The sequence below is a fragment of the Chamaesiphon sp. genome (assembly GCF_041737865.1).
GTDB lineage: Bacteria > Cyanobacteriota > Cyanobacteriia > Cyanobacteriales > Chamaesiphonaceae > Chamaesiphon.
On sequence record NZ_JBGSQZ010000274.1, the window covers coordinates 1 to 6737 of the forward strand.

7 protein-coding genes and 2 tRNA genes are annotated in these 6737 nt (G+C 45.4%); 2 read left to right on the forward strand and 7 right to left on the reverse strand.

Annotation, left to right across the window (positions count from 1 at the left end):
• On the forward strand, positions 1 to 163 hold a 163-nt coding region (gene rpsU / locus ACEW9J_RS20930; RefSeq protein ID WP_373542735.1), incomplete at its 5' end, for a 30S ribosomal protein S21.
• 104 nt (positions 164 to 267) lie between these two features.
• On the opposite strand, the gene ACEW9J_RS20935 is transcribed toward rpsU, so the two are convergent.
• Together ACEW9J_RS20935 and ACEW9J_RS20940 are read right to left on the reverse strand one after the other, a co-directional pair.
• On the reverse strand, positions 268 to 975 hold the full coding sequence (locus ACEW9J_RS20935) for a CPBP family intramembrane glutamic endopeptidase (RefSeq protein ID WP_373547027.1): 708 nt from the start codon (positions 973 to 975) through the stop codon (positions 268 to 270).
• A gap of 342 nt (positions 976 to 1317) precedes the next feature.
• Positions 1318 to 1911, reverse strand: coding sequence for a superoxide dismutase (locus ACEW9J_RS20940; RefSeq protein WP_373547028.1), 594 nt, complete (start codon positions 1909 to 1911; stop codon positions 1318 to 1320).
• A gap of 381 nt (positions 1912 to 2292) precedes the next feature.
• Here ACEW9J_RS20940 and grxC point away from each other — a divergent pair, with 381 nt between their 5' ends.
• Positions 2293 to 2553, forward strand: coding sequence for a glutaredoxin 3 (gene grxC, locus ACEW9J_RS20945; RefSeq protein WP_373547029.1), 261 nt, complete (start codon positions 2293 to 2295; stop codon positions 2551 to 2553).
• Positions 2554 to 2613: 60 nt separating this feature from the next.
• Here grxC and ACEW9J_RS20950 read toward each other — a convergent pair.
• From ACEW9J_RS20950 to sbcD, 5 genes are all read right to left on the reverse strand, one after another.
• A tRNA-Arg gene (locus tag ACEW9J_RS20950) sits at positions 2614 to 2686 on the reverse strand.
• Positions 2687 to 2866: 180 nt separating this feature from the next.
• Positions 2867 to 3244: a DUF5335 family protein gene (locus ACEW9J_RS20955; protein WP_373547030.1), complete on the reverse strand. Its 378-nt coding sequence runs from the start codon at positions 3242 to 3244 to the stop codon at positions 2867 to 2869.
• Positions 3245 to 3483: 239 nt separating this feature from the next.
• Positions 3484 to 3565 (reverse strand) — tRNA-Leu (locus ACEW9J_RS20960).
• 77 nt (positions 3566 to 3642) lie between these two features.
• Entirely contained in the window at positions 3643 to 4824 is a 1182-nt protein-coding gene (locus ACEW9J_RS20965) for an aldo/keto reductase (RefSeq protein WP_373547031.1), read from the reverse strand.
• 147 nt (positions 4825 to 4971) lie between these two features.
• The gene (sbcD, locus tag ACEW9J_RS20970; RefSeq protein ID WP_373547032.1) at positions 4972 to 6378 is read right to left on the reverse strand and encodes an exonuclease subunit SbcD; all 1407 of its coding nucleotides are present in this window, start codon (positions 6376 to 6378) and stop codon (positions 4972 to 4974) included.
• Positions 6379 to 6737 lie beyond the last annotated feature (359 nt).

Here is a 6737-nt window from a genome sequence, read left to right on the forward strand (position 1 = left end):
TGAAGGCATTGAGTCAGTGCTACGCCGATTCAAGCGAGAAGTCTCCAAAGCGGGGATTTTTCCAGATATGCGGAAGCACAGACACTTTGAAACTCCAATTGAGAAGCGTAAGCGCAAAGCGATCGCTAGACACAGACAGAATAAGCGCAGATTCCGCACTTAATTTCTGACTGTCACAAATATTTGAAAATACCAATCTGTTCGGAGAGTACTTATGACTCGATCGAGCAGATTTTTGGTATATGGGTACTCGATCGAGATACCGCCCTAGCCTAGCAAGATCTGCCAACTCACAATTTGTAAAGCCAGATCTGCGGCTAGATGACTGACATAACTCGGCAGTAAAGATTTGTAGATCTTCATACATCTCGCCCACAGTCCTCCCGCGATAAATACGGCAACCGAACCGATAGCTACTAATCGCCAATCATCACAATAAGCAGCCAGTAAGATAATGTGATGGAGCGTAAAAAAGCCCGCAGAAATCCATACAGCCCATGCTTTCGACCATAATATCTGGCAGTGATGATAGACGAACCATCGCCAAACGTACTCCTCAATAAATGAATTAATTAGAGTCTGAAAAGTACCAAACCCAAATACCATCAAAGGCACATTCATATCCATCTGACTGACTCTAGCTCTGATGTCGGGAATATCTAGCCAATATCTGCCAATCAACCAATAACTGGCAAAAATTGTCCCAAACATCATCGCTCCAAGGATGATGCCAACCAGCAACCCATCATGCGAAGAACATCGTAATTTTAACGGTTGGCGATCGATAAATAGCTGCCACCCGATCGGCAATACCAACATCCAGATCCAACAGCCGAGCGCGATCCCTTGCCCGATGGCACCAGGCGCAAGCACTGTTGAGGAGATCGCCCCAATGCTCGACGGCGGTACGATGAATAGTAGTGCGAGAATCGATCGATTGTGGCTAAATCTATCATTGGTGGAAGTTGAGTTCATAGATGCGATCGAGAGTAAGTGCTATGTTCTCAATTTAAGCCCTAATTAATTTGTGATGGAGATAGATCGCCCAGTTATGCGATCGTCCATGCCGATCTTTCGATCGATTGTAGCAATCTACTCACACGATCGAATCATCTTCACGCTCGTTCAAAATAAATAATCTGCGCTGTCGTCGGATGTGTTAGGCGACAGCCGTAACGCATCAATAATTCGCTCAATGCTGCGCTAACACATCCTCCAAAAAATATACTTTATTAGATCCTCATCCCCTAGCTAGACATTGCCCTGGTGGGCGCAAAAAAAGAGTGGACGCCTGAGCGCCCACTCTTTTTTTTGCGATTATTTCAAGTTAGCAGCAGCAAAATCCCAATTTACCAAGCTATCTAAGTAGGTGCTCACATAGTCAGGACGACGATTTTGGACGTCAAGATAGTAAGCGTGCTCCCAGACATCTAGAGTCAGTAGGGGCGTCTGTCCTTGAGTGAGGGGGTTTTCAGCATTGCCAGTTTTGGTAATTTTGAGGGTACCACCATCATTGACAAGCCATGCCCAACCACTACCAAATTGAGTTGTAGCAGCAGTTTTGAAGTCTGCTTTAAATTTGTCCAAGCTCCCGAATGCTGCATCGATTTTTGCTGCTAATTCGCCAGTTGGTGCTCCGCCACCGTTAGGCTTCATGCACTTCCAAAAGAAAGCATGGTTCCAAGACTGAGCAGCATTGTTGAAGATTCCTACTTTACTTGCGTCACCAAAACTAGCCTTAACAACATCTTCAATCGACATATCCGCCATTGGCGTATCTTTGACAAGATTGTTGAGGTTGGCTACATAGGTAGCGTGGTGCTTGCCATAGTGAAATTTAAATGTTTCTGCCGACATGTGTGGCTCTAAGGCACTAACATCATAAGGCAAAGCTTCTTGTACAAACGCCATGTGGAATGCTCTCCTAAATTAGTATTCTCTCTCTATCAACTATAGCAAATCTACCCAGGTCGGCGGGAGGCGGTAAACACAAGTGTATTCTTTATCGCTCGTCCCGACTTTGTTGGCTATGCCACCCAATTTCAGATTCCAGCCTTTTTACTGAGATAACTCCATGCAACTGGCGGATTCTCGATCGTAACTTTGCGGCTAAAATAATTTATATTAGTTACCCAATAACTACTGCAACGTAGATCGCTATTCCTAGTGGTCTATTTTTTATGGCTTTTCACCGAACTAGGGCGAGATTGCCAAGGTTGACTGTAATCTGAGGCTACGCCAACGAGGTTCAAAAATGTCATCATAGGTAATGAACCCAGGATTAAATCAGCTATGCAGCCAAATATTGAAATCTATACATGGCAAAGTTGCCCATTTTGCATTCGTGCCAAGGCTTTATTAAAAAATAAGGGTGTCGAGTTTACAGAGTACTCAATCGATGGTGACGAACAAGCGCGATCGAAAATGGCAGCAAGAGGTAATGGTAGGCGTTCTGTCCCACAGATTTTTATCGACGATACCCACATTGGCGGTTGCGACGATCTCCATGACTTAGATGCTCAAGGTAAGTTAGATGTTCTGCTGGGCATTTAGCGATCGATGATTCCATACAAAAAAGCAGCAAGACTAAAATCTTTGCTGCTTTTTGCTATGTGAGCACGGAGGGACTCGAACCCCCGCTCCTCAGGACCGGAACCTGATGCTCTATCCACTGAACCACGTGCCCACTCATATAGCAATATAATAACACGATCGAGCCAATTTAACCATATTCATAGCTCATCAGTTCGATTGCGTTAGTCGCGCGAGTAGCTGGTGCAATTGAGTTACCAGTTTTGTCGAGCTAGAACTAGATCGATCGAGATCGCCAAAAGGTTGGATGTGATGCCTCAACAGTAGAGCGTGACTAACTATCTTGGAGCTTAACCAATGTCTTTGTCCCAGCAGCGTCACTAATCCACACCGCCAGCATTCGTCCGCTTTCGCTTTGTCCGGTTAATACTTCGGTGGGTGAATCGATGGTGTGAGCGTAAGTCACCTCATCTTTACCCACCTCGATCACTAAATCGTCGCCCTTTCCAGGTCGATCGTAAACCATCGCCATTAGGGGTGCGTCTTGAATCAGTTCTTCGTCACCGATTTCTGAATTGATGATTTCGTTGGCGGAGCCTCTCAGAATGAGAATCGACATATGCCGTCCCCGATTACCATCCGAAAACTGGTCGAAAAATTCACCCCATCGCTCGCGTGGCACAGATTTGGTTAGTTCGATTTTATTTTTCATCTGACTCCTATCAAAAACTAGGTTTTGGAATTCTAGATATTCGATCGATCCTGAATTCCACACTAGGATTAAATATTAGACTCAAATTGTGAGGATTTTGTGAGGGTGTGGGGGATCTTGATGGTAATGTTACCTATGAAAACAGCCTAGATCGCTCATAGTGGGCAATCTAGGCTGTTTAAGTGGCAAAATTCATTCGTTATCGCTAACTAATTATTTGCCGATTTAGATCGGATTGATGCGGATGGGGAGACTCGAACTCCCAAGGACTATGCCACACGCACCTCAAGCGTGCGCGTATACCAATTCCGCCACATCCGCTTGTCGATCTTTCTTGAGGTGCATTTACGTGCTTTGCTAAGATACCATTATTTAATCAGCTAGTCAATAGGACTGATTTAAGTTTGAGACAGTCGTTTGACTTCAATGCCGCCGAGGAGTCGATCGGTTTCCCAGAGGAGATCGGGGATGCTAGCTGCGTGAGGACTATTGGCTAGGCAATCCGAGAAATCGATTTGCTTGACATTGGTAGCTTTGGCACCAGGAAACCAGTGTCCGCCATTTTCGAGCAGGTTGTAGCGCATTTGTCCGTACTCAATCATGTCATAGGCGATCGCCAGATTTCGCAGCCAGAGGATCGTGTGCATATTAATGTTGCCAGGGGTGTCTGTATGGACTGGTAAGCCCTGTCGCCATGTCTGTACCCACTCTTTACCCAGTTTGGCTGCCGCTGCCTGTTCTAGGCGATCGATGATGGGGGGTAGCAGTTCGGCGGCGCGTTCTAGGAGTGGTAGTGTTTTGAGATGTTCGTCAAAGTCGCTGGGCTTGCTTGCACCAACACTGAGAGTATGAACTTGGGGATGACTCAGACAGAAGAGATTATTAAATACAATCGGACTTAGTGGTTGACAGAGTTCGACTAATTTAGCTGAGGGTTGGTTAAGTAAACCACCTTTATTGGTAGGGCTGATAATAAATACGCCTACATCGTGACGAGTTGCAGCTTCGATCGCCGCCCAATTGGTTTGATTGATATAGTACCAATGGAGATTGACATAATCAAATCGATCGGTTTCGATCGTGCGGACGATCGTCTCTGTAGATCCGTGAGTTGAGAAACCAATAAATCGAACTTTTCCTTCAGCTTGCAGTTGCTTGGCAACTTCCCAACAGCCACCAGCACGCATGGTATAGTCAAACGTTGCTCGATCGTTAATTCCATGAATGCCCAACAGATCGACGTAATCTAGATTGAGGCGGGAAAGGCATAGCTCGAATGTCTTCCGAAAGTCTTTGGGATTGGCAACGGGAGCAACTTTAGTTTGAAAGATATAATCTTTGCGGTTTAATTTCGGTAATATTTGACCGAGTTGAACCTCTGAAGAACCATAGAATCTAGCAGTTTCAATATGGTTAATGCCGACTTCTAGCGATCGATTAATCGTAGCTTCAAGGTTGCGTTGATTATCAGCGGGAATATCTGACAAAGGTACATCTTGCCATTTATGTTGGTAGCGCATTCCGCCACAGGAAAAGACGGGCATTTGTAACTCTGTACGACCAAAACGACGATATTGCATGTTGCGAGGTGAGATATGAAAGATGGGAGTTAATATCTGAAGTTTACCCTTTTCACTATTGACTATCCACTTTGGTGCGTTACGGCTGATGCCTAACACACCCTACGCTCACCTAGGTGATGATTTAGGATCGCTAGATCGACCAACCTAAAGTAATGTTAGCTGTCCGGTATTGTTTGGTTTAGTCTGTTTGGGGGCGGATTTATCGAGCGCGGAATTATCCAGGGGAGAGGAACGCTCGACGGATGGAGAGACATCGATCGCATCTAGAGAGGATTCGGAATCTAATAAAACACGATTGCTGCCTACTCCGAGATTGTCTCCAGATAATAACTCATTAGCCGCAGCGATCATGGCTGTGGCGATATCGTGGAGATCGGGGCGATTGTCGAGGTATGTCGAAAGTGCCACCATCGGATCGCCAACGCTACAGCCAAGTTCGGGTAATCGCGGTTGACTCAGTTGACTGATGAGTTCGGCTTGAATAGTGTAGTGATGGGCGGTACTTAGAGCTTCGTGGAGAGCCGCTATACTAATGAGTTCGACTCGATCGGGACTGAGCTGATAAATTAATCGTACTACTACGTCGGCTATTTCTACTTTATCGATCGCGGCTAAGATATCTTGCTGGGGTTGTTCGCTTTTGGAGACATCGATTTTGATCGTCCGAAATGTGCGGACGGGTAAAGGGCAAAATTCCCAAGTAGTCTCAAAGCTTTTGCTGGCTGGTTGCTGGGTTGGCTCAATCGTCACCATGACATAGCCTTTATCTTCTTTTTCCTCACTAAAATCTACCCGCTCGATGCTCCCAGGATAGACTACGGCGGGGTCATTAGTTTTATTGAGATTTTGGTGACGATGGACGTGCCCAAGTGCCACGTAGTCAAAGCAAGAACGGGTCAGGAAGGACAGGGGAATGGTAAATCCCTTCCCGACGGCTAGAAATTTTTCGGCTCCCAGAGTGGCATTATCCGCCATCAGATGGGCTAAGACGATCGTCGGTAAGTCTGGATTTAATTTGCGAATTTCACCTTCCAATCGGGGCTGGAGTCTGTCGAGTAATAATTGATTTACTTCTAAAATTGAGAGGTTTTCGGCGATCTCGCGGGTAAGTAGGGTGGATCGATCGATCCACGGCAGGGTGATAATCTGGATCGCTCCACTGCGAGTATTAATAGTATGAGTTTCGATCGCATCGCCGACAGTTGTACCTGGAACGCCCAAGGAGCGATAAATTGACAAGCTGGCTCCACCTTGTCCCTGGGAGTGTCGATCGTGATTGCCAACTAGTAAGACGAGGGGAATATTGGCAGCGACAAGCCGATAAAATTGCGCGGCGAAGGCTTGTTGGATATAGGGTGCGGGTGTGGCATCGGGAAAGGCATCGCCACCAAATAAGACTAGATCGACAGGTTCTGATAATGCTCGATCGATCGCCCTAGTCAAAGATTTGACAAAATCCTGAAATCGTGTATTGAGTCCGGTTTCTGGATCGATTTTACCATGAGCGAAACCACCGCCCATATGGATATCTGATAGATGCAGAATTTTCATGACAGCTTTGCCTCAGTTGAGAGTTTGGAGTTCGCAGGTTGAGTCTCAAACTCACATTGACTTGGTTCAGTAATTATATACTAATCAAGTGCGATCGATTGGAAGTTGGGGATCTGATGCACGGATCGATCGAATATCAGCCTAAATTTTTATCTCATCAAATCAACAATTTATCAGAAGATAGCGGGATGTCTGAAAACCGTGTCGCTTCAGCGCACGGTTATATATTATAAAAATACAAACACTAACAACAACAACAGCGTAGTTAAATACTAGCATTCTTATAACGCTATGTAAACTATTGATTACTTATTTCTTTATCGTCTATTATGATAGACTTAGTACATCTCCACTAAATA